The organism is Butyricimonas sp. BSD2780061689_150309_C8, from assembly GCF_015560935.1.
GTDB classification, from domain to species: domain Bacteria; phylum Bacteroidota; class Bacteroidia; order Bacteroidales; family Marinifilaceae; genus Butyricimonas; species Butyricimonas paravirosa.
The window spans coordinates 243,489-266,015 of sequence record NZ_JADMSV010000002.1; the positions used below are offsets into that span (position 1 = coordinate 243,489).

Here is a 22,527-nt window from a genome sequence, read left to right on the forward strand (position 1 = left end):
TGAGAATGTGAATTACCAAACAGTTTTTCATTTAAGGAAAGAACAGGGGAAAGTTATCTTTCTCCTGTTCAATCAGATAAAACGGTATATCCATATTACCTTTTAATCCTCTATCCGTGAAAACCTGTATGAAAGCGTGTAATTCCCTTTCATGGGTATATTCTTGTCAAAATTTCGATCTCCGGTATAGAACGGATCACTGACATAATCATAAGTTTCTTGCAAAAAGTCCAGGGGAATATATTGAACAATTCTCACTTCCAAAATATCACCATCTTCCAAAATTCGAAAATCTACCTCTGCCGGGGCATAATTCTGGTAGTCCGGGGAAAAATTCAGGTTTACCTTGCTGAAATCCGTTCTTAAAACAGAACGATGTAATCCCCATTCATTCATTTCCGATGGTAGATAGATTTGTTCATTCACAATATCTCGAACTGTCACCTCTGCCCCATCACAAAAATAGTTAACCAAATCACCCGTGAGTTTATTCGTCCGGATAACGTTCTTCCCCCCGGTATTCTCGAATACTAAAATATCGGTCGCTACACATTCGGGCAGATTTTTCACACCCTCCGTATCCCCGGCCATACTAGCTGTACTTGTCACGTAGTCCTTGCTCGAAAACTCCTTGAATTTCCATGATCCGACAAGATCATCAAAATTAACAGGCCCATTTATCGTGATATATGCCCGGTTATTAGAAAGTGAAATCATAAAATTATCTGTTTCCACGAGGCGAAGAACAACTTTATTTTTTCCTTCCTCTTTCTTTAAGAACTTCAGTTTCACCCGAGCCATATAGTCATCCTTCTGGTAAATAAACTGTTTTTCCCCTCCTTCTATTTCATAATGGGTTCCCAATACAGCCGTGGAGGCCGGATCAATTTCGAAAGGGATGGAAATATCGTAAGAAGGACTCGTGTACTCGCGTCCTCCGATATGCAACAAAGCAGCGACCTCCATTTCCGTGTATAAATTATACTCCGTGGAGAGAAAAGACGACGTGAATGGACTTTTAGTTTCAATCGGAATCATCGTTTGCCTGTAAATACCGGGTACATATCCGGTAACCTCTTGCAATGTCAAATGAATTTCCCTTCCCTCGGTCATGTTCGTCACCGGGGTTATCGTTATGATGGCCGAATCTAACCCGGCCTGCACGACAAATTCATGAGCTGAAAGCGAATAATCAATTCCTTCCTCCCCGGTTCCCGCCACGGTAAAAGGAACGGTAATATCTGCCGGTGCGGGTTCAGACAAACGAATCTCTACATTCAAAGATTCACTGGCTGGGAGAATATAATAGGGCCTTCTAAAAGAAACATCCGGGCCTTTATTATCATCGTCCGAGCAACCTGCCATTCCAACCCAGCAACTAATAACTATCAATATAAACAATATTTTTCGCATGACTTTCTGTTTTATAAATTCACAATTATTCTTCATCCGCCCGATCTGCCACGGCTTGGTTGAAAATTGCTCTTTCTACCTCAAGAGCGTCTTGTTCCTCGTAAGTTAATCGTGAAGTAGGAATAACGATACTTGTATCAATCACATCCTCTATACGGGGTGTCAACTCATCGCTATTATCACAAGCCGATAATAAAAGAGAAAACAAGAAAATGCATAATATATATTTCATACCTTATAATTTTTAAATTATTCATAACCTTCATTCTGCACCAAATTCGGATTAACACGTAAATCCTGTTTCCATAGAGGGAACGTGTACAGGTATTTCCATGTCGTGGATTTTATCCCGTTATATCCTACCCAAAACTCCGGACGTCCGTTCCGTTTCAGTTCAAACCAACGATCACCCTCCATGTACAACTCCTTGCGCCGTTCATTCAATATCGAGGCCATCAGAGGAGTCAAAGCCTTACCTTCCGCATCAACCGTCACTAAAGCAGAATTGTCAACTGCCGGCAAAGAAGACATCGTCAAAGGCACGTAATCCGTGATCCGTTTCGCCCGCAAACTATTCAAATACAACAAAGCATTATCCTCATCCTGTAAATGAGCGTAACTTTCCGCCATGATCAAACACATTTCCGCGGAACGAATTTGCATATTCAATCTCTTGGTGTTCAAAAATGTCTTATCAAAGAATAATTTGTAACGAATATCCTTTTCTTTCTCCTTAAACAGTTCCGCAAATTTAAGACTCACGGGCCGACGACGTGAATCCGTGGAATAACGGGTTTTGAAAGCCGTAGACAAAGTTCCCCTGTTGTATGAACATAAAATCACGTTTCCCGGTTTCGTCGTGAAAGGCGGTGTTGACTGGATCATAGCCTCATACTCCTCTCCTTCAATCAACGGGTATTTATCTAAAAGTTCTTTGGCCGTCGCCACTGCATTTTTCCAATCTTGCGCCCAGAAATAAGTTCTTGCCAAATAAGCCTTGGCCACGTCAACCGTGAATATATATTCCTCGTCGATCTGATTCAAAGAGATGCCCTTTTCAAATCTTCAATGATAAAATCCACGGTTTCCTGTATATTCCCTCGCCCCGGTTTTGCCTCCATATCGAAATGATCCACGATCGGGACACCCATGATTTCGGTTGCCCTTTGTTTTTCGTAAGGCTCGCACAATTCCCGCATCATATTATAATACAACACCGCACGCAAGGTGTAGGCTACTGCCGTGATCTTTTTATCCAACTCCGAATCCTTTTCTTTTACATTATCCAGCACGACATTCGCATCCCTCACGACTTGGAATAAATTATTAAACCGGTATATGGCAGAACCGATATAAGACCCCACGTAAATCGGAGTATACGAATTACTAACCGATTTAGAAAGGCTGGCATTCAGATTATCGGAAAAACATTCCCAGCGAAGTACATCATTAAAATTCCCCAGAATCTTATCGGATGTACTGGCCTCTATGTTATACAAATGCGTGTGTATCAAAGACGCGTAATCCTCCGTCGTCTCCGGTAATATCTCCCCGTAAGTCTTCGTTTCCAGATATTCATCACAGGACACGCAAAACCCGGAAAAAATCAGTAAAATATAAACAATATATCTTTTCATAACCTGCTATTTTTAAAAACCGATATTAATTCCCAATGCTATCGAACGCGTGATCGGATAAGTCGTTCCGGGAGTCTCCGGGTCAATACCCGAATAATTCGTGAACGTGAAGAAATTACTCATCATGAACGAAAAGCCCAACGACGATACCCCCACGTGGGTTAACCAGCGTTTCGGTAAGTTATAACTCAATGAAATATCCCGGATTCTCAAATAAGAAACATCTTCCAAGAAACTACCAAGTGTAACACTTGATGATGTCGGGTTATATTGATCCAGGTATAATTTATTCCCGAAAGGATCAATAATTCTGGGATACTTGGCATCAATATTATTCTTTGTCCAGCGATCCGTCATCTCCTTTCTCACGTTCAAGTGATTTCGATACAGATCACTATAAGCCGTCTGTGGTTTCTCCTGCGCATCATATGAACCGGAAACACTCTCGTAGCTCACGGGAGAAGAAATCTGGTTGTTAATCTTTGCCCCGAAAGAATAGGAACCTCCGACACTGCATGACAAATTCTTATAACTGAAACGTAGAGTAAACCCGCCCGTGATCGGGGCTATGGATGTCCCCAAATAATAACGGTAATTTACAAGAGATTTTAAATCAGAAGCCTCATTCACCACGGCGTCCGGACGCAATTTATACATATAAATCCCGTCATAGGGATCAATCCCCAGTTCTTTTCCACCAAAAATAGATTCCAACGGGTAACCGACATATTTCCCTTCACTAACGGTTCCCGATGGAGAAGAAAATTTTGACAACACGTTTCTGTTCCAAGCTATATTTCCAGAGAAACTCAACTTATAATCCCGACGATCGATAACCTTCACGCCTAAAGTCGCTTCCACCCCTTTATTCTCTATATCCGATGCGTTATAACTCTGAGCATTATACCCAGTTGAAGAAACGACCCGTACACGTGAAATTACATCCGTACTCTTCCGCCAGTACCCCTCAACTAACCCGGTAACACGGTCATCAAACAAACCAAAATCCAAAGCCACCTTCATATCCCTTGTCTTCTCCCAACGCAAATGGGGATTCGGGGCCTTATTAATTGATCCCATGATCAGATTATTCCAATATCTACTAGTGTTATACTTGATCACAAGTTCCTTCAACGTTCCCTGCACGACATTTCCGGTAAATCCGGTTGCCACCCGAAGAGTCAACCGGCTTAACACCGGATGTAAAGATTGCATAAAATTCTCATCATCCACGTGCCAAGCAAATCCTAATGACCATGTCGGGTTAAACTGTTCCTTACTACCGAAATTATTCGAACCATCCGTACGGAAAGAGGCATTCAGTATATAACGTCCCAGGTAGGCATATTCTGTGGATGCGTAAAAAGAAGCATACTTATTCTCCGACCGGGACATTCCGGACAATCCATCGATCAAACTCGTGTACCAGCTCGATCCATAAGTATTATCATCTTCCGGTGGTTCAGGCATACTCGCCAATCCCGTTTTCTCATCATACCCGTAACGTTTCACCGCGACACGTTTACTTTTAGAACCACGTAACTCGGCCCCGGCTAACACGTTAAGATAATGATCCTCAAACGTATTCGTGTATGAAAAATGTCCGCGTACGTTATATTGTTCCCCGTCCGTAGTAGACTGGGATATAGAACCGTATAGATTCTGGGTATTATTATTCTTGTCAAAACTCAACCGATCCTCGAAAGCGGCATACGACTCACGTCCCAAAATACTTTCCTCCCGGTTATTCGTGTAGCCATAAGAAGCCAACCCGGAAAAAGTCAATGTTTTAAGAATTTCAACATCCAGGCTAAATTGTCCGGATACAGAGAATTTCTTTCCTTCACTGGAAGTTTCCTCCATCTCCCGCAATATATTAAACCCGGCCGTGGGTTGATTTTCCGGTGTTTTCGTACCTTCATTAATAGAAGTCAGATTAAAATAAGTCATATCAGGCCGAAAACTACCATCTTCGTTATATGGACGCTCGTACGGATTAGCAAAATAAGCGTATTTAAACGGATCAACATTCATACTGGGCCCATCAGATACAAGATTCGATACCCGTAAGCCCATTCCCATCTTTACCCGTGTCGATGGAGATGCATTAATTTTCAAATTCACCGTGTACCGGTCATAACTATCCTCTTTCAACAAACCATCTTGATGAGCGTACCCTACCGAGGCATAATAAGCAAGCATATTTCCACCCCCGGAAAAAGAAAAATTATGCGTCATATCAAAAGAATTTCTGAATATAACGTCAAACCAATCCGTGGAATGAGATGCCAAATCACGGATATACGCATCTTGCTCGCTCGCCGTCATCGGTTCGAAATCCTCATCGGTCCATAACGTCCCGTTACGTCCGAGTTTGTTGGAACGTAACATCCCGACAATACCGACTACCGGGTAGTGAGCCGCATCAGACGCGTATCGATCTGCCGCAAACTCATCCCATAACTCCTGTTCCCACGCCAACTTTTCCGAGGCGTTCATCAATCCGGCATCCCGTTGAGGTTTCAAGCCGAGTCCGAAATGAGCCGAATAATTCATTCTCATTTTTCCCGGAGTCCCCTGTTTCGTCGTTACGACAATGACACCTCCCGCAGCCCGTGAACCGTAAATAGCGGCAGCGGCAGCATCTTTCAAGAACGTGATATTCTCAATATCATTCGGGTTAATACCCGCTATTCCATTCACGAAAATCTCGTTAAAGTTTTCTGACTTCACTTGATCCAACGAGATTTCAGGTAACTCATCCTGCACGGGAACCCCGTCAATTACCCACAAGGGTTCCGCGTTACCGGTAATCGTATTTGTTCCCCGAATCCTAACTTTAGCTGACGAGCCGGGACGTCCCGAACTTGCCGTCACGGCCACCCCGGCAACCAGACCTTGTAATAAATTATCCACGGATGTCGGAATCCGATTTTCCAGATCCTCTCTTCCCAACACGGCCACGGACCCCGCCGCACGTCGCTTGGTCGTCGTCCCGTAACCCGTGATAACAACCTCCTCCAATTCGTCCACTTTCTCTTCCATCACAACACGTACTTCTTTACGGACATCATTAACAGCAACCTCCTGGGACTTCATTCCGACAAAAGAAAATACAAGGACAACACTCTTCCGGTTCATAACAGGCAAGGTGAAACGTCCTGCCGTATCCGTCACGACACCCGAAGTCGTTCCCTTGATCAACACGGTCACTCCCGGTAAAACATTCCCGCAGGTATCCTGCACGATACCCTTTAGTAATTCCTGTTCAACGGTTTGACGACTTTCTCCCTTCACCCGCACAATGGCGATAACATCATTCACCAACTCGTAAGTATACCCGCTACCTTGCAATATACTTGTTAATAAATCACCTAAACTGACATTTTTCAAATGCAGGGAAACATTACCCACTCGTTCCAAATCATTTCCATTGTAAAGGAAACCTTTTCCTGTCAACTGTTCCACCTTCTTAATGCACGTTTTCAAATTGGCATTTTCCACCCTATACTCAGCGACTTGTTGAGCTTTTATCCCGGAAAACCCATTCAAATGAAACGCAAAAAGAAAAATCAGTAAATACTTCATGGCAAGAAATGTCCGATTTCCTCTCAAAGGAATGACTAATTCCCTACACCTTGTCTTTTTTTTCATAACTTTGTAGAGTTTACTTTGTTAAACATTACATGAGATTGGCAGAGGGTTGTGGTAAGCTATTCTGCCTTTCTCTCTTATTTATCTATATAAATTACTTTTCCATCCACTGTAATTTTCAAATCGGAAACCCGTTTTATTAAATCAATGATAATCATCATATTATCAAACCGAGGTAATTTACCAGTAAAAACTTCCTGCCTAGCCTCGGTATTAGCATAAAAAACCTGTACATTATACCATCTTTGTAATATCATAAAAACTTCCTCCACCGTGTGATTATCAAACTGGAAAAAGCCCTCACGCCAAGAAACGAACACATCGGTATCCACGTTCCGAATTTCCATTTTTCGGCTCCCCCGGTGAAACAATAACTGTTCACCCGGTAAAAGATCCTGCTCGTTTTCCGAATTCATACAGTCTGTCAACCGCACTTGCCCGCTGCAAAGCGTGGTTAGCGCTAACGGAGAATCCGCATAAGCCGAAATATTAAAAGAAGTTCCTAGTACACGTACGTTAAACTCATCCGTTCTCACGATAAACGGTTTATTTTTATTTTCCGCCACTTCGAAATAAGCTTCCCCTCTCAACTCGACTTCTCGCAAATCGCCACCGAAAGCCACCGGATAACGTAATTCAGACATTGCATTCAGCCAAACCTTCGTACCATCTGATAACGTCAAAGAATATTCTCCTCCTAACGGGGTTCGAATCATGTTATATTCGTCGATTGTCACACTATCTTTTTTCTCTTCGTAATAAACCACATTCCCCTTTACTTGGATATTGGAACTTCTTTCCCGCAATTTCATTTCCATCCCCTCATGCAGATCTACTTTTTGGCCATTTGCCAAAATCAATTCCGCGTGTTTCCCCCCGGCCGACAAAACAACCGGTATCTCTTCCCGAACTTCCCCCGTATGATTCACCAATAAACAAATAAATACCCCGAACAAAAACAACACGGCAGCAACATATGGCAGATTCTTTTTCATTCTTCGATTCAAATCATTCTGATACAAACGGTGTTGATTTCGCCTAAAAGCTTCCTCAACATCCACGCTCTTGTATTGCTCGTATTTATGTTTCAACTCAATAGCAGAAGACAATTTCTGATAAAGAACTCGATTCTGGTCATTTCCCCGCAACCATTCTTGCAAGACAAGGTTTTCCCCTTCTGTCAAAGTCCCCAAAACAGACTTAACAATTATACTCCTAATCTTCTCGTTATCCACATTCATACCATCTTATATTTTTCATACATACACACGAAACGAGAAAACGTGCAAATCATTTCCCTATTTTTTCTGAAAAAATAATCTTCATTATTCACTACAACAATTAAAATTCTGATCTACAACGAAATAAATCCTAAATCTATACAATAACACATTATTCCCACAAATTCTATAATTACAACACATCAAGTGTAATAAAATGTTATAAAATTATGATCAAATTCTTATCATCATGTTACCCGCTCCCATTCCGCTCCCATTCCCGTCCTACTCCGCTCCTATTATTATAACAATATATTATACTTACATAGCAAATATTAACATGATAATAAGTATATAATAATAATTTGATGACATGATAAACACGACTTGTAAACTTTGACAAAATAGTCCGGACATTTATCTTTTTATGAACCTTCAATAAAAAAAAATGAACTCACAAATCACACCAATAACATATTACCCCCAAAACATAAAAACTGATAACATTATTTTGTAGTAACTCTTTACCTCTTCTCAACTGACTCCTGACGGTTTCCTCTGATATCTGAAGCTTATCAGCAATTTTTTGATTTTCTTCCCCGTCCAGTTTCAATAAAAAAATTTGGCGACAACGTTCAGGCAGTTTCTGAATAGCAGCATACAACTCTCTATACACCTCTTCTTCCATCATCTCCCGCAAGAAATCCTCATCAGATTGTTTTTCAAAACCCTCGATAGAAACAGAACGGGAATCTCTTAAATAATTTAACGAACGATTCCGCACAGAACTATAAATATAAGCATGAAAGGACTTGTCATTTATCAACCTCTTACGATCCTCCCACAAACGACAAAAAAAATCCTGAATAATATCTTCTGAGGCCTCCCGGTTCTTCGTGAATTTTATGGAATAAAATAATAAAGGTGTGTAAAATTCATGAAACAAAGTCGCATACGCCTTTCTATCACCATTTGACACTTGTTTCACTAATATTTTCATGGACTTCATCATAACCTTTTATTAAAATATCACACCCATCACCAAGACAATATCTGTCTAAAACCTCCAAATTTTTCTCTTGATATTAACAATTTTCGGATGCAAATATCAAATTTATTAATAAAAATGACAATCCCTATATATAATGAAAAAAGAAAGTCCACTCACAAACAATAGGGAAAACTCCTTCTTGTTATATAAAACAACGAACCACCCCTTACGGAGTGGTTCGTAATCTTTTTCATTTACCTGAATAAATCAATACTCGTCCTCGTTAAAGAAAAAGTCATCTTTACTCGGATAGTCTGGCCAAATATCTTCAATACTTTCAAATATTTCCTCATCATCCTCGATATCCTGAAGATTTTCGATCACTTCCATAGGTGCCCCGGAACGAATGGCGTAGTCTATCAACTCATCTTTTGATGCTGGCCAAGGCGCATCTTCCAATTTTGAGGCAAGTTCTAGTGTCCAATACATAGTTATATCGTTTTTAATGTAATTTCTTATTTTTGCCGCGAATATATAGTTTATTTCTAATAATACAACTTCTTTTTCCTAATAAGAAGTTATTTAGACACATTAAATCTAATGTGTCGCCATAAATAACGCAAAACGATTTAAATTGTTACACTAAAAACTATTCATCATCGGAGAAATGAATCAACACTTTTCGATACGTGTTGAATATCTTCGCTTTAGAAACAAAACCAATATATTTATGATCTTGAAGGACGGGTAGATTCCACGCTTTTGAATCCTCGAATTTCTTCATAACAACCTCCATCGAGTCGTTGATGTCAATCACCACGGAAGGCGTTGTCATGAAATCCCGCACGTAAGTTTTCGAATACAATTCTTGATTAAACATCACTTTACGAATGTCATCCAGCAAAACAATCCCCAGCAATTGCTGGTTGGAATTCAAAACAGGGAATAAATTCCGGCTCGATTTGGAAACCACCTTTACCAGATCACCTAATGTCGCGTCCACCTCGATCGTCTTGAAATCCGTTTCCACCACCTTGTTCAATTTCATCAAAGTCAACACGGCTTTATCCTTATTATGAGTCAACAGGTCTCCCTGCATGGCTAAACGACGGGCATAAATAGAATAAGGTTCCATCCCTTGACTGGTCAGGTAAGAAATAACCGAGGTCAGCATCAAAGGTAGGAATAAGGCATAACCTCCCGAAATCTCGGCAATCAAGAACATGGCTGTTAACGGGGCCTTCATGACCCCGGACATCGTTCCCGCCATTCCCGCCAAGACGAAATGACTGGGTTCCACGATACGGATTCCGCTCATATTAATCAACATCGCCAACAAATACCCGGCAACACCACCCGTGAACAAACTCGGAGCAAAAACACCACCAACACCCCCACTACCATTGGTTAAGGCCGTGGCAATCACTTTTACGAATATCAACCCGACCACGAAAAGAATCATCATCCAGGCACTATCCCGAAAACCGAAGAAATAGGTATTATTCAATAATTTATCGGAATGTCCGGCCATCATGTCATCCAAAGCCGTGTAACCTTCACCGTATAGAGGGGGAAACACGAAAATAATGACACCTAACAAGGCTCCACCAATAGCTATTCTTTTCCATGTATGCTTGATACGCCCTAAGAATTGTTCTACCCGGAGATTCATCCGAACGAAATACACGGACAACACCCCGGCAAAGATTCCCAGTATAACGTAGTAAGGGAAATTGGCCATCACGAATTTATCCGTGATCTGGTAGGAAAACACGAAACCATCCCCCATGAGGAAGAATGTAACCACGTACGAGGTAATAGCCGTGAACATCAACGGCACCAACGAGGCCATCGTCAAATCAAGCATCAACACCTCCATCGTGAATACAATCCCGGCAATCGGAGCTTTAAAGATTCCGGCAATGGCACCTGCCGCACCACAACCGATCATCAAGGTCATCACCTTGTAGTTCATCCGAAACAAGCGTGCCAGATTCGAACCAATGGACGCCCCGGTCAACACGATGGTAGCCTCCGTCCCGACCGATCCACCAAAACCGATGGTCAGGGTACTGGCAATCATCGAGGTATAGTTGTTGTGTGGCTTGATCATACTATTGCGACGGGAAATAGCATACAATACCTTTGTCACACCATGACTGATTCCCTCTTTCACGAAAAATTTCACAAATAATGTCGTCAGCAATATTCCGATAAAAGGGTATATAAAGAAAAGTAAGTTACCACTGTCCACCTGCATTCGTTCCGTGAAAAACATATGAGTAAAATGTACCATATTTTTCAGCACAACTCCCGCCAAGCCGGTAACAATACCAACCAGAATACTCAACATGACAATAAATTGCTTCTCTTTGATATAACGGACCCGCCACACCAAAAATTTCCCCAATAACCCCTTTTCGTTAATCGCCGCCATGATCTAAAAGTGTATCAAACTATTTTTTCATTATACCTTTTATAGAACCATATTGCGGGTAGAAATCAATAGAAATACCTTCGTTATTGATGACATCCAAAGGGAATTGCTTGATGAATCCGAGTTGTGGTATAACACACCGAACAGTCATCACGGTCTCTTTTCCTTTCAGCAAACACAAATCGGCAACAGCCGGTTCTCGATAAGAGAGAGACGGAACCGGACGGGAATTCCCTGCCTGTTGGGCATCTTTTTTCGGAACATAGATATTTTTCAATTCAACAATATAAGGGATAGCAGACACGTTATTTCTTGCCGTGATCCCGTCGTTCGCAGAAAAACGGAACAAAACAATCGATTCATCGGCTTTTTCCGGAACAAAAGAGATGGTTTTAACCACTTCACGGGTTTCCCTTTTTCCCATGAACAAACTCATGTAATTTGCCTCAAGTTCATCCAGAGCTTTTAAAGCTTCTGACGTGGCCGAACCTCCGGCCAGTAATTCCAATCTCTTTTTACGAATATTGAATATCTCTGACGTGATCTCATCCACGTAATCTTTATTTTCTTTTAACACATGCCGTTCTATCGGGTCCCATACCCGGCGCATCTCACCTTCAACTTCCATCTCCGTGAAATTGGAATCAAGAACTTCCTTCTGGGTGGAACGAATACCGAAATACACGTAATTAATACCTGTTCCCACGCTTTTCTCCTTTTCCTCGTAAACAATCTCTTCGTCACGAGTTTGGTTCGTGATGCCACTTCCCACACCGGCTAAAAAGCCTTCAGGAGTTACATTCAATAAAATAGAGTTATATTCTCCGACAGCATTCACAGTATAAGAAGCTTTCGGATCAGGCAAGGCCCGCGGAATAAATTTGATGTTTTTAATCATCCATTCTTCGCCTTCACTCGTGATTTCCGGAGAAACACCTAACTGTTGTTCGGCATATTGTCGGAAAGGCCCCGGAATCAAACGACTACATTCCATCGTAACAACCACGTCGTAACTGATCTTTGGTAAAGTATAATCAACTGACACCTGCGTGGTCAATTCTCTCTTTTTCTGTCCCGAAACAGACAGGGATACTAATCCCACTAACCCGATTATAAAAAATAACTTTTTCATCTTTCTATCGCTGTTTAGCCATATTATATGTTTCCATCTTTTTCCACACCCAACCCAGTTTATCGGCAATGTCCCCGGCACGTGTACCTCTCATTCCCTGCTCTTCCGCAACCAAATCACCAGCCCAACCGTGGGCATATACCCCGATTATCGCCGCATCCAATGACGAATGTCCACTTGCCAGTAAAGCTGCAATAATACCCGTCAACACGTCTCCTGCTCCCCCTTTAGCCATTCCCGGGTTACCTGTCATGTTAAAGTAACATTCACCCTCCGGGGTAGCTATTATTGTATGCGCACCTTTCAGCACGACATACACTTGGTGTAGACGTGCAAAGGTGCTTAATTTATTTAATCTATCAAAATCATTTACACTTTTTCCTGCTAATCTTTCAAATTCTTTCGGGTGAGGAGTCAGCACTGCTCCATCCGGAAGAAGTTCCAGTAATCCTGAATCCGCTGCCAACAAATTCAAGGCATCTGCATCCAACACGATCTTTCCTCGCCACACGGATAATAGTTGACGAATTCCTTCTGCCGTGACAGGTGAAGTCCCGATTCCCGAACCAATCCCAACCGCTTGGATACGGGAAAGATTGTCTACACCGGAAAAACAAAATTCATTCCGATCCACTTCAACTAATGCCTCCGGCACGGAGAGATGAATCATTTCTTTCAACTTACGGGGAACATGCACGGAAAGCAGTCCCGTTCCGGACCGAATAGCCCCCTTGGCTGCTAACACGGCTGCCCCCATCATGGAATAAGAGCCTACTATTAATAAGGTATTACCCAAAGTCCCCTTGTGAGAGAACTTTCCCGGGATCAATAACCGGGATGCAACCACTTCTTCTGTCAGATAATAATAAGCAGCAGGATACTCCCGCAAGATAATCGGGTGTAAACGAATATCCAGCACTTCCCAATGTCCCACGTAAACTACATTTTCCGGGAACATAAAGGCTAATTTAGGAAATTGAAAAGTGAACGTGTAATCGGCCTTTATGATCGCCCCGTTATTTTCCCCGTTATCCTCTCCCATCAAACCGGATGGCATATCTATTGCTACAACCGGATGGGACAAACAATTTATCCGGTGAATTATATCTCCCAAAAATCCCGTTACCGGACGATTTAATCCGGCCCCGAAAATGGCATCCACCAGCACACTATTTTCGTCCGGCTGCAAATTATCCGGATTTTTCACCTCAATATAACATCCTCCCATATCAATGAAACGTTTCCTGTTCACGGCACAATCCGGAGAGAGACAATCGTTTTCATGCAAACCGAAAGCCTTGACATTCAATCCTTTTTGATGTAACAATCTTGCCACAACATACCCGTCTCCCCCGTTATTTCCAGAACCGGCCAGAATGTTAAAAATATGACTATTGGGAAAAAAAATCAATAATTTTTCTGTAAAAACAGTAGCCGCCCTCTCCATCAAATCTAATGATGTTACCGGCTCATTCTCAATCGTATATTTATCCAATTTTTGTAAATCCGATATCTTGAAAATTTTATTATTCTTCAACATGACGATAGGTTTCAAACGTTTTCAATGACTAAAGATAAAAAAATAATTTATATTTGCAGACTATTAGCGTGAACGAAAAAATTTAATTATTTACCAATACAAATTAAAAACAAAAGTTATGTTCAAAAATCATCCTAAAGGGTTGCTCACCGCGGCTCTAAGTAATATGGGAGAACGTTTCGGCTATTACATCATGAATGCCGTGCTAGTGTTGTTCCTATGTTCTAAATTTGGTTTGAGCGAAGCCGCCAGTGGTACCATTTATTCCTTTTTTTACGCCGGCATATACATTTTAAGCCTTGTCGGAGGTCTTATTGCTGACCGCACGCAAAACTACAAAGGAACCATTAAGACGGGTCTTGTAGTTATGGCAATAGGGTACATTATCCTATCTGTTCCAATCCTCGCGACATCGCAAAATACAACTTGGTTATTAACTCTTACTTGTGTTGCTTTGTTCTTGATTGCATTCGGTAACGGTTTATTCAAAGGTAACTTGCAGGCAATTGTAGGTCAAATGTATGATAATTTTGAAGCCGAGGCTGCAAAACAAGGGCCAGAAGCTCTCAAAATTGCAAAAGACAAGAGAGATTCAGGTTTCCAGATTTTCTACGTATTCATCAACGTGGGTGGTCTAATTGCTCCGTTCATCGCTCCGGTTTTACGCCAATGGTGGTTGGGAGTAAACGGATTATCTTATAACGCACAGCTTCCTGCCCTTTGCCACGAGTACATTAATAATGCTGCAAACATGGCTCCCGAAGCTCTTGCTAACTTACAGCAACTTATGACTGCTGCCGGAGGAGCTATCACCGATATGACAGCCTCTTGTCTCCAATATCTGCAAATTTTCAATGAAGGTATTCACTACTCATTCATTGCTTCTGTTGCAGCCATGCTTATTTCTCTTGTAATTTTCTTTGTTTCGCAAAAAACATTCCCGAATCCGGCAAAGAAAGCCGTAACACAGAGTGTAACCTACACGGCAGAGGAAAAAGCTGCTATGGCTAAAGAGATTAAACAAAGAATGTATGCATTATTTGCTGTTTTAGGCATCGTTATCTTCTTCTGGTTCTCATTCCACCAGAACGGTATGTCCCTTTCATTCTTTGCCCGCGACTTCGTAGATTCTTCTGCAGTTGCTCCTGAAGTATGGCAAGCTATCAACCCGTTCTTTGTTATTGTCCTTACTCCAATGATTATGGCAATTTTCGGATTCCTTGCAAGACGCGGTAAAGAGATTTCAACCCCAAGAAAGATTGCCATCGGTATGTTCATTGCAGGTTTGGCATTCTTGTTCCTTGCCGTTTTCTCAATCATGAAAGGTTATCCTTCCGCAGACGCATTCAGAGGTCTTCCTATTGCAGAACAAATGGCAGCAAAAGCTCATTGGTGGGTTCTTATCGTTACTTACTTCTTCTTAACAGTTGCTGAGTTATTTATCTCACCTCTAGGATTATCATTTGTATCAAAAGTTGCTCCCAAAAGTATGCTTGGCTTGTGTCAAGGTTTGTGGCTTGCTGCTACCGCTCTTGGTAACCTTCTACTTTGGATTGGTCCTCTCATGTACAACTCATGGCCGATCTGGCAATGCTGGTCAGTATTCTTGATCGTATGCCTTGTATCTATGGGTGTTATGCTTGGTATGGTGAAATGGCTTGAAAGAGTGACAAAATAACCTTATTTATCAACATATAAAAAAAGGGTTCAGAAATTCTGAACCCTTTTTTTATATCAAAATCAGCTCTTAGAAATTTATCTGAAGTCCCACTCCCAACACTTCCTTAAACTGTACTCTCGGACCCGCGGTACCGTCTTCTTGGGCGATCTTTACATCATTGTCATATAACAAATTTGTTGACAAAGTCGTTGAAAACCATTTATTAATCGCCATATTTAATTGTACCTCCCAGCGAACATCCACGTTCTGAGGATCTTCCAGATAATTGGAATATAATTCCAAACGAGAATAAACCTTCATGTTAGGCAAAAACTCGTAATTCACCTCTGCTTTCAAGTTTGCACCAAACTCGGATAATAGATGTTTTCCTTTATCCACACCGAAAGCCCCTTCATCTGCCAAACGACTGTCGGCAACAATAGTTCCCCTCCAAGAGGCCGGAGTGAAAGTGGCAGTGAATATCTTATTCGGACTCCAAGTAACACCGGTACCAATCATCAAGTATCCCGGAGCCATAAACTTTGAGATAAAGTCAGAATCCTCGATGTTGTAATCGTATCCTTTCGCAAACTGTGTGTTGAAGTTCAATAAAGCACTCCAGTAAAGTGTCTTGTAAATCTGATACCCATAAGTCGAGGCGAAGTATATCTTATCGTTTGTTTTCCGGGCACTCTTGCCATCATTTTTCGTCAAACCGTATCCCAGTTCCAAACGATTTTGCCACAACTGACGATCTCGTTTAAAATCGGCACTATATGTTATCTGGCTATCAAATGCCAAAGCAGACTCACCTCCGGCAGACCAACTACTCAAACTTACTTGCGTTAATTTTAACCCGAAGTAACCGGCTTTTGTCCATGCAGTATCTCTTACCGGTTGCGCATACAATTGTCCTAAACCCAATACAAATAGGGCAATAACAAAGAATCTTTTCATCATACTCTCATTAAATTATTTAGGTTTAAATTTTAATATCTTTTGACTGGTAAACGTAAAACAACAAAGATTTGTTATAAAAAAAGCAGGTTATTTTCTAACCTGCTTCAGAAGAAGTGTTTCTTCACTTATATTTTAGCACATAACTCGGAGATCTTCACAATCACGTTCACGATCTTCTCCATGGAAGACACGGGGATATACTCGTAACGTCCATGCCCGTTATGCGCCCCATTGGACAAATTCGGTGTGGGCAATCCCATAAATGACAATCTTGACCCGTTAGTACCACCGCGAATAGGAACAATCAAAGGTTTAATGCCCAATTCTGCCATGGCCTGTTTGGCTATTTCTACGATATATCTTACCGGTTCCAAACGTTCTTTCATATTCGCATACTGATCCTTCATTTCCAGAAGTACCGGCAAATCATACTTCTTTGAATATTCCCGAACCCCATTTTCAATGACGTCCTTTCTCCATTCAAAACGCTCCTTATCAAAATCGCGAATCAATATTTCCAACAAGGTTTCTTCTACCGTCCCTTTAATGGAATAGATATGAAAGAACCCTTCGTAACCGGAGGTATATTCCGGAGCATCTTTTTTAGGGAGACTAGCCATAAATTCATTAGCCACCTTGATTGAATTGACCATCTTATTCTTGGCATATCCCGGATGGAAATTACGCCCTTTAAACGTCAAACGAGCTAAAGCAGCATTAAAATTCTCACACTCTAACTCTCCGATCTCTCCCCCATCCAAAGTATAGGCAAATTTAGCCCCGAATTTTTTCAGATCAAAATGATCAACACCTTCCCCGATTTCTTCATCCGGCGTGAAACAAACTGCAATACGTCCATGCTTGATTTCCGGATGTTGAACCAAATACTCCATTGCCGTCAGAATTTCGGCGATCCCCGCTTTGTCATCTGCTCCTAAAAGCGTGTTACCATCCGTAACGATCAAATCCGTACCGACATAATTCATCAGTTCCGGAAAATCATCCGGTGACAGAGTGAATCCCTTTTCCTTGTTCAACAACACGTCATTTCCCCTGTAATTCTCGATAATCTGAGGTTTCACGTGTTTACCCGTCATGTCCGGACTGGTATCCATATGAGCGATAAACCCTATCGAAGGACACTCTCTATCAGCATTAGCAGGTACAAACCCCATGACATACCCGTAATCATCCACGGCAACATCCTGCATCCCTATTTTCTGCATCTCCTCGCAAAGAAGATAGGCAAACTGCAATTGTCCCGGAGTACTTGGAACTAAACCCGTCTCCCGATCCGATTCCGTGTGAATCTTAGCATACCTGATAAAACGCTCAACTACTGGCAGCATAAAATAATTTTAGATTTATGATTTATGATTAAGTGATTTATAATCCCGTAACGTGAATCACGCAATCATAAATCACACAATCATCAATTAGTAGGCTCTCGCAATCAACACCCTCTTATGAGAAGGTTTACCTGTTACCATACACTTACCCTCCTCATCGGGAGCATCGAATGGAATACAGCGGATGGTTGCTTTCGTTTCGTTCTTGATAAGTTCTTCAGTTTCCGGGGTTCCATCCCAATGACACAGGAAGAATCCGCCTTTCGTGTCCAACAAAGTCTTGAACTCCTCGTAAGAATCCACTTTTGTAATCAATTTAGAACGACGTTCCAAAGCCAGTTTGTATATATTTTCCTGAATTTCCTCCAACAACGTCTCGATGTGTTGTTCCACGCCTTCCAATGGCAATGTTTCCTTGGTCAAAGTATCACGACGAGCCACCTCAATCGTACCGTTTTCAAGATCACGTTCCCCCATAGCCAGACGTACCGGAACTCCTTTCAACTCGTAATCGGCAAATTTCCAACCTGGTTTTTGCGTGTCACGATCGTCAAATTTCACGCTGATTCCCGCAGCCTTTAATTTATCCATCAACCCGCTAACCGTTTGACGGATTTTTTCTAATCCTTCCAAACTCTTATAAATAGGCACTATTGCCACTTGCAACGGAGCTAACTTCGGAGGTAATACCAAACCGTTATCATCGGAATGTGACATGATCAACGCCCCCATTAAACGGGTAGAAACTCCCCATGAAGTTGCCCATACATATTCTTGTTTTCCCTCTTTCGTGGCAAATTGCACATCGAAAGCCTTCGCGAAGTTCTGACCCAAGAAATGAGAAGTTCCGGACTGAAGGGCTTTCCCGTCCTGCATCATCGCCTCGATAGTCAAGGTATCCAATGCACCGGCAAAACGTTCCGTTTCACTCTTATGCCCCATAATCACCGGCATAGCCATCCATTTTTCGGCAAACTCAGCATATACACGAATCATTTTCTGAGCTTCCTCAACGGCTTCCTCTTTCGTAGCGTGAGCCGTGTGTCCTTCTTGCCACAAGAATTCAGCAGTACGCAGAAACATACGCGTACGCATCTCCCAACGCATCACGTTAGCCCATTGGTTACAGAGGATAGGAAGATCACGATAAGACTGAATCCAGTTTTTATAAGTATTCCAAATAATCGTTTCAGAAGTCGGACGAATAATATATTCCTCCTCCAGTTTGGCAGCAGGGTCCACAACTACCCCACCTCCATTCGGATCATTTTTTAATCGATAATGAGTTACAACCGCACATTCTTTCGCGAAACCCTCCACGTGATCAGCCTCTTTTGAAAAGAAAGATTTGGGGATTAACAACGGGAAATAAGCATTACTATGCCCCGTTTCCTTGAACATCTTGTCCAATTGTTGTTGCATTTTTTCCCATATGGCATAACCGTAAGGTTTAATCACCATACATCCTCTTACAGCTGAATTCTCTGCTAATCCGGCTTTTACGACCAGATCATTGTACCATTGCGAATAATTTTCTTCTCTTGAAGTTAAAAACTTAGCCATCTCATTATTTTTTGATAAAACAGCAGCAAATTTAAAACAAAAACTAGGAAATCCGATTATTATTTTCTATTTTTATAACATAGAATACAAAACAAGCCGCATGGGATGCTTGTAACAGGGAAACACCGAATGAATGGTACGCATTTTGTTAGAAGTAAATAAACCAATAGTCAATGAATTTGTCATACAAGAAAGGAATTAATATTATTACTATGAAGATAGCATTATATTTTTCAGCATTAGCAGTCCTATTAGGCGCTTGCTCTTCCTCGCAAAACTTCACGCGAGCGCAGGAAGATGATATCTACTATGTTCCTGGTAAACGTTCCCTCTTCGCTCAAGAAATTAAAGACAAGACCGGAGTGGACATTACCTCGAATACTTCTTCTAGTTCTCAAATTAGTAAAAACACAAACAATGATAAAGTTTATCCGAAGGAAATAGATAACAGTGTAAACCCGAAATCTCATTCCATCGGTATGGCTCGTTATGCAACTGAAAAACAGGTGCAAAAAGAAGAGGCCAGAACCGGACAAACTGTTAACCGGGTTGCTGTTCCGGCAGATGACGGGTACTGGATCGGAGGCTTTAAAGGTAGTGAAAATGATTTGGAAGAGTGTGTCCGGATCATGAATCGTTACCCGGAAGGTTTCGCCTATTTTGGAAACGGGTACGAAATTGCCCAGAATCTTTCGTTCAGCTCCGACTGGAACGTGTACACAATTGACGGTCGCTACTGGTGGTTCCCCAGCAGTTCGAACGTGGGACTATACTCTCAATTAATTTTCGGTAATTACCCGAAATACATTTGGACCGTGATTTGGAACGATCCTCGTTTTGATAGTTTTGCATGGAGTAATAACGTAAGTTTCGGCTGGAACCGCTGGGGATGGGGAGCCTCGTTCGGTTGGGGTAACTCTTGGGGATGGGACCCATACTGGAACAATTACTATAGTTACGGTTATAATCCGTGGGGTTGGGGACATGGTTTCTACGATCCATGGGGCTGGAATCCTTATTGGAACCACTATTACGGTTATTATCCACACTGGGGACATCGTCCGGGACATGGACATCACGGCCCAAACTGGGGCAACCATCGACCGGACTGGGGTGGTGCCAGCAAACCAACTGTAACTACTCGGTATGCTCCTAAAAAGCAATACACGACGAATAGAAACGCCCGGTCATATAGTACCTATTCAAGAACTTCAAGAAGTTCCGCTATACAATCCAGGTCAAACAGCAGCCGCTACGAATCAGGCTCAAACTACAATCCATCGCATAACAACTCCAGCAATTCATCAGGAAGTTATTCTAGAGGGAACAGCGGATCTAGCTCGTATGGAAATAGTTCAACGACACGCTCCAGCAGTGGAGGTAGCGGACCTGTTCAACGTACAAATTCGGGTAGTAGAAGATAAGTCTAACTAACATTAATTGTCTATGAAAATATTATATATACTTCCGACATTACTCCTCTTCTCCTTATTCGTTTCGGCTCAAAACGAAGAGGATGCCCTTCGTTTCTCCAGGCAAACCCCATTCGGTTCTGCAAGAGTTACCGCAATGGGAGGAGCATTCGGTGCATTAGGTGGAGATTTAACAACCCTATCCACAAACCCAGGTGGTATTGGAGTATTCCGTAAATCTGAAATCAGTTTTACATCCATGCTCGATTTTGCTCACGCAAAAACAAAAGGTATTGATAATGAAAAAAATATGTATCTATTAGGAGGATTGGGATTCGTATTATCGTTCCAACCTATGAGTAATAAATGGAAAAATATCAACATCGGTTTTAATTATACGAACCTAAATAATTTCAATCGAAATATTTTCCAAGGATATTATGAAACTAATGGAGATTCATCCTTATCAAATATATGGAAAGAGGAAGCAGACGGTTTATCCCCGAAAGAATTAAATGATTTTACCACAGGACTTGCTTATGATGCTTACATGCTTTATTTAAGCCCGGAGGCGTTAGAAAACAAGGACTATGACTATCAAACTCCAATCAGAAGTATTGATCAGTTACAACATTATAAATACACGAGAGAACGGGGTTTTCAAAGTGAATATGCCATATCGGCAGGGGCTAATTATGATGACAAATTTTACTTTGGTATAACTTTAGGAATTCAATCACTACATTACAAATCGTTTTCCGTGTACACAGAAGAAATTGTTGGAGAAACAAATAACAAATTGGAAAAGTTCAGTATATACCAAGACTTTACAAGTAGTGGTATCGGGATAAATTTCAAAGCAGGTTTTATATATCGTCCGATTCCAGTTCTCCGTCTAGGTTTTGCCATTCATACACCTACATATTACGATCTTGATGCTTATGCCAATAATAATGTTTCTGCTAAATTCACTGAACTTCCGGTTGAAGACGCCAAACCTACGGACAACTTTGAATATGGAGAGAGTGCATGGACAGATTACTCCTACAAATTAAAAACACCGTGGAGATTTATGGCAAGTGCTGCAACAGTTCTAGGCCAAAGAGCTATTATCAGTTTTGACTATGAATATGTTGACTATACTACTGCAAAATACTCAAATGATGGTGCTAAAAACGAATATTTAGAAACTAATAATGCGATAAAAGCTATTTACAAAAGTACCCATAATTTCCGTGCCGGAGCAGAATATCGATTTAATAGTGTATTCTGTCTACGAGGTGGTTATGCTTATTCTGCCTCACCATACACGAAAGGAGAAATGAATGAAAAAAATGACATTCAAACAATCACTGGTGGTCTAGGATTAAATTTCGGAGTATTCTATGCAGACTTTGCTTATCTTCATAAGAATTCAAAGTTAAACGGTCTATTCTATTATTATGAAACTTCAAAGGGGGAAGTTATTGAATCACCCGAATTTCAGACAAAATTTAAAGATAACGAATTCAGACTAACATTAGGAATCAGATTTTAATAGACAAGAACGGGGACTATCA

General features: G+C 41.4%; 17 protein-coding genes. 3 read left to right on the forward strand and 14 right to left on the reverse strand.

From position 1 onward, the window contains the following. Positions 1-102 precede the first annotated feature (102 nt). The 11 genes from I2I33_RS03610 to I2I33_RS03655 all read right to left on the reverse strand — a co-directional run bounded on the left by I2I33_RS03610 (position 103) and on the right by I2I33_RS03655 (position 14,024). The gene (locus tag I2I33_RS03610) at positions 103-1,413 is read right to left on the reverse strand and encodes a hypothetical protein (protein ID WP_195666733.1); all 1,311 of its coding nucleotides are present in this window, start codon (positions 1,411-1,413) and stop codon (positions 103-105) included. A gap of 25 nt (positions 1,414-1,438) precedes the next feature. Continuing rightward, positions 1,439-1,645 carry a hypothetical protein gene (locus I2I33_RS03615; protein WP_087419950.1) on the reverse strand — a complete coding sequence of 69 codons (207 nt, stop codon included), beginning with the start codon at positions 1,643-1,645 and terminating at the stop codon, positions 1,439-1,441. 17 nt (positions 1,646-1,662) lie between these two features. Beyond that, positions 1,663-2,457, reverse strand: coding sequence for a RagB/SusD family nutrient uptake outer membrane protein (locus I2I33_RS20250; RefSeq protein ID WP_229128175.1), 795 nt, complete (start codon positions 2,455-2,457; stop codon positions 1,663-1,665). Then, positions 2,454-3,050: a RagB/SusD family nutrient uptake outer membrane protein gene (locus I2I33_RS20255; protein ID WP_229128176.1), complete on the reverse strand. Its 597-nt coding sequence runs from the start codon at positions 3,048-3,050 to the stop codon at positions 2,454-2,456. The genes I2I33_RS20250 and I2I33_RS20255 overlap by 4 nt, the downstream gene beginning before the upstream one ends. Before the next feature lie 12 nt (positions 3,051-3,062). Beyond that, positions 3,063-6,704, reverse strand: coding sequence for a SusC/RagA family TonB-linked outer membrane protein (locus I2I33_RS03625; RefSeq protein ID WP_229128177.1), 3,642 nt, complete (start codon positions 6,702-6,704; stop codon positions 3,063-3,065). Positions 6,705-6,781: 77 nt separating this feature from the next. Beyond that, the gene (locus I2I33_RS03630; RefSeq protein WP_087419947.1) at positions 6,782-7,945 is read right to left on the reverse strand and encodes a FecR family protein; all 1,164 of its coding nucleotides are present in this window, start codon (positions 7,943-7,945) and stop codon (positions 6,782-6,784) included. Positions 7,946-8,378: 433 nt separating this feature from the next. After that, complete coding sequence (locus I2I33_RS03635; RefSeq protein ID WP_087419946.1) at positions 8,379-8,936, reverse strand: RNA polymerase sigma factor; 558 nt, start codon at positions 8,934-8,936, stop codon at positions 8,379-8,381. A gap of 246 nt (positions 8,937-9,182) precedes the next feature. Then, complete coding sequence (locus I2I33_RS03640; protein ID WP_009135471.1) at positions 9,183-9,404, reverse strand: DUF2795 domain-containing protein; 222 nt, start codon at positions 9,402-9,404, stop codon at positions 9,183-9,185. A 160-nt stretch (positions 9,405-9,564) separates the two neighbouring features. Continuing rightward, positions 9,565-11,352: a chloride channel protein gene (locus I2I33_RS03645; protein ID WP_087419945.1), complete on the reverse strand. Its 1,788-nt coding sequence runs from the start codon at positions 11,350-11,352 to the stop codon at positions 9,565-9,567. Between the two features lie 19 nt (positions 11,353-11,371). After that, positions 11,372-12,484 carry a DUF4831 family protein gene (locus I2I33_RS03650; RefSeq protein WP_087419944.1) on the reverse strand — a complete coding sequence of 371 codons (1,113 nt, stop codon included), beginning with the start codon at positions 12,482-12,484 and terminating at the stop codon, positions 11,372-11,374. A gap of 4 nt (positions 12,485-12,488) precedes the next feature. Continuing rightward, positions 12,489-14,024: an NAD(P)H-hydrate dehydratase gene (locus I2I33_RS03655; protein WP_229128178.1), complete on the reverse strand. Its 1,536-nt coding sequence runs from the start codon at positions 14,022-14,024 to the stop codon at positions 12,489-12,491. Positions 14,025-14,142: 118 nt separating this feature from the next. Here I2I33_RS03655 and I2I33_RS03660 point away from each other — a divergent pair, with 118 nt between their 5' ends. Then, a complete protein-coding gene (locus tag I2I33_RS03660) occupies positions 14,143-15,702 on the forward strand; it encodes a peptide MFS transporter (protein WP_087419943.1) in 1,560 nt (519 codons plus the stop codon). Positions 15,703-15,771: 69 nt separating this feature from the next. Here I2I33_RS03660 and I2I33_RS03665 read toward each other — a convergent pair whose 3' ends face one another. The 3 genes from I2I33_RS03665 to proS form a co-directional block, all read right to left on the reverse strand. After that, positions 15,772-16,641 (reverse strand): DUF3078 domain-containing protein, encoded by an 870-nt coding sequence (locus I2I33_RS03665; protein WP_162613745.1) that lies wholly within the window; start codon positions 16,639-16,641, stop codon positions 15,772-15,774. A gap of 128 nt (positions 16,642-16,769) precedes the next feature. Continuing rightward, positions 16,770-17,993 carry a peptidase T gene (gene pepT, locus I2I33_RS03670; protein ID WP_087419941.1) on the reverse strand — a complete coding sequence of 408 codons (1,224 nt, stop codon included), beginning with the start codon at positions 17,991-17,993 and terminating at the stop codon, positions 16,770-16,772. A gap of 87 nt (positions 17,994-18,080) precedes the next feature. Beyond that, positions 18,081-19,556 carry a proline--tRNA ligase gene (proS, locus tag I2I33_RS03675; RefSeq protein WP_087419940.1) on the reverse strand — a complete coding sequence of 492 codons (1,476 nt, stop codon included), beginning with the start codon at positions 19,554-19,556 and terminating at the stop codon, positions 18,081-18,083. Between the two features lie 212 nt (positions 19,557-19,768). Between proS and I2I33_RS03680 the strand changes: the two genes are divergently transcribed. Continuing rightward, positions 19,769-20,980, forward strand: coding sequence for a hypothetical protein (locus tag I2I33_RS03680; RefSeq protein WP_140402547.1), 1,212 nt, complete (start codon positions 19,769-19,771; stop codon positions 20,978-20,980). A gap of 22 nt (positions 20,981-21,002) precedes the next feature. Then, positions 21,003-22,505, forward strand: coding sequence for an OmpP1/FadL family transporter (locus I2I33_RS03685; RefSeq protein ID WP_087419938.1), 1,503 nt, complete (start codon positions 21,003-21,005; stop codon positions 22,503-22,505). Positions 22,506-22,527 lie beyond the last annotated feature (22 nt).

What these genes read in the sequence shown, in the direction of transcription:
- I2I33_RS03610 (WP_195666733.1), bottom strand. Translation starts at nt 1,413, where the DNA reads ATGCGAAAAATATTGTTTATATTGATAGTTATTAGTTGCTGGGTTGGA.
- I2I33_RS03615 (WP_087419950.1), bottom strand. Translation starts at nt 1,645, where the DNA reads ATGAAATATATATTATGCATTTTCTTGTTTTCTCTTTTATTATCGGCT.
- I2I33_RS20255 (WP_229128176.1), bottom strand. Translation starts at nt 3,050, where the DNA reads ATGAAAAGATATATTGTTTATATTTTACTGATTTTTTCCGGGTTTTGC.
- I2I33_RS03625 (WP_229128177.1), bottom strand. Translation starts at nt 6,704, where the DNA reads ATGAAAAAAAAGACAAGGTGTAGGGAATTAGTCATTCCTTTGAGAGGA.
- I2I33_RS03630 (WP_087419947.1), bottom strand. Translation starts at nt 7,945, where the DNA reads ATGAATGTGGATAACGAGAAGATTAGGAGTATAATTGTTAAGTCTGTT.
- I2I33_RS03635 (WP_087419946.1), bottom strand. Translation starts at nt 8,936, where the DNA reads ATGATGAAGTCCATGAAAATATTAGTGAAACAAGTGTCAAATGGTGAT.
- I2I33_RS03640 (WP_009135471.1), bottom strand. Translation starts at nt 9,404, where the DNA reads ATGTATTGGACACTAGAACTTGCCTCAAAATTGGAAGATGCGCCTTGG.
- I2I33_RS03645 (WP_087419945.1), bottom strand. Translation starts at nt 11,352, where the DNA reads ATGGCGGCGATTAACGAAAAGGGGTTATTGGGGAAATTTTTGGTGTGG.
- I2I33_RS03650 (WP_087419944.1), bottom strand. Translation starts at nt 12,484, where the DNA reads ATGAAAAAGTTATTTTTTATAATCGGGTTAGTGGGATTAGTATCCCTG.
- I2I33_RS03655 (WP_229128178.1), bottom strand. Translation starts at nt 14,024, where the DNA reads ATGTTGAAGAATAATAAAATTTTCAAGATATCGGATTTACAAAAATTG.
- I2I33_RS03660 (WP_087419943.1), top strand. Translation starts at nt 14,143, where the DNA reads ATGTTCAAAAATCATCCTAAAGGGTTGCTCACCGCGGCTCTAAGTAAT.
- I2I33_RS03665 (WP_162613745.1), bottom strand. Translation starts at nt 16,641, where the DNA reads ATGAAAAGATTCTTTGTTATTGCCCTATTTGTATTGGGTTTAGGACAA.
- pepT (WP_087419941.1), bottom strand. Translation starts at nt 17,993, where the DNA reads ATGCTGCCAGTAGTTGAGCGTTTTATCAGGTATGCTAAGATTCACACG.
- proS (WP_087419940.1), bottom strand. Translation starts at nt 19,556, where the DNA reads ATGGCTAAGTTTTTAACTTCAAGAGAAGAAAATTATTCGCAATGGTAC.
- I2I33_RS03680 (WP_140402547.1), top strand. Translation starts at nt 19,769, where the DNA reads ATGAAGATAGCATTATATTTTTCAGCATTAGCAGTCCTATTAGGCGCT.
- I2I33_RS03685 (WP_087419938.1), top strand. Translation starts at nt 21,003, where the DNA reads ATGAAAATATTATATATACTTCCGACATTACTCCTCTTCTCCTTATTC.